The 608-nt window shown below is 64.1% G+C and carries 1 tRNA gene and 1 rRNA gene; both read right to left on the bottom strand.

Features of this window, described 5'->3' with window-relative positions:
• Positions 1-259 (bottom strand): 23S ribosomal RNA (locus tag JNK54_10825); the annotation flags it as partial.
• A 222-nt stretch (positions 260-481) separates the two neighbouring features.
• A tRNA-Ala gene (locus JNK54_10820) sits at positions 482-557 on the bottom strand.
• Positions 558-608 lie beyond the last annotated feature (51 nt).

The following is a 608-nucleotide window of genomic DNA, read 5'->3' as shown; positions in this document are numbered from 1 at the left end:
TTTGGGCTCTGCCCCGTTCGCTCGCCGCTACTGAGGGCATCCTTTCTGTTCCTCCGGGTACTGAGATGTTTCAGTTCCCCGGGTTCGCCTCCCGAACCTATGGATTCGGTTCGGGATACCCTCGCGGGTGGGTTTCCCCATTCAGAGATCTCCGGATCAATGCTTGTTTGCCAGCTCCCCGGAGCTTTTCGCAGGCTGCCACGTCTTTCGTCGCCTGTGGTCGCCAAGGCATCCACCGCATGCGCTTGGTCACTTGACCCGCCAACCCCAACCACTGCAAGCTGGCGCGTCGCTTCTTCTCCGCGCGATTCCGTGGCCGTCAATCCCGCCACGCTTCCGGCCCGCGCCTCGTCGGCGGGCGAAAGCAAAATCGCGCGTTACATCGCACTGTCCACATTGTTAAAGAGCGGGTGCAACCGTCCCAAAAGACGGCCGCCGCGCGCCCAACCCGTCGGGCGGGCGCCCTCGAGCCGGCGTCGCGTGGTGGAGCCAGGCGGGTTCGAACCGCCGACCCCCGGCTTGCAAAGCCGATGCTCTCCCAGCTGAGCTATGGCCCCACGGTTTGGTGGGTCTGGGTGGACTCGAACCACCGACCTCACCCTTATCAG

The organism is Elusimicrobiota bacterium (assembly GCA_016788905.1).
In the GTDB taxonomy this organism is placed as follows: domain Bacteria; phylum Elusimicrobiota; class Elusimicrobia; order FEN-1173; family FEN-1173; genus JADKHR01.
This window is presented reverse-complemented; position numbering and strand designations above follow the sequence as displayed.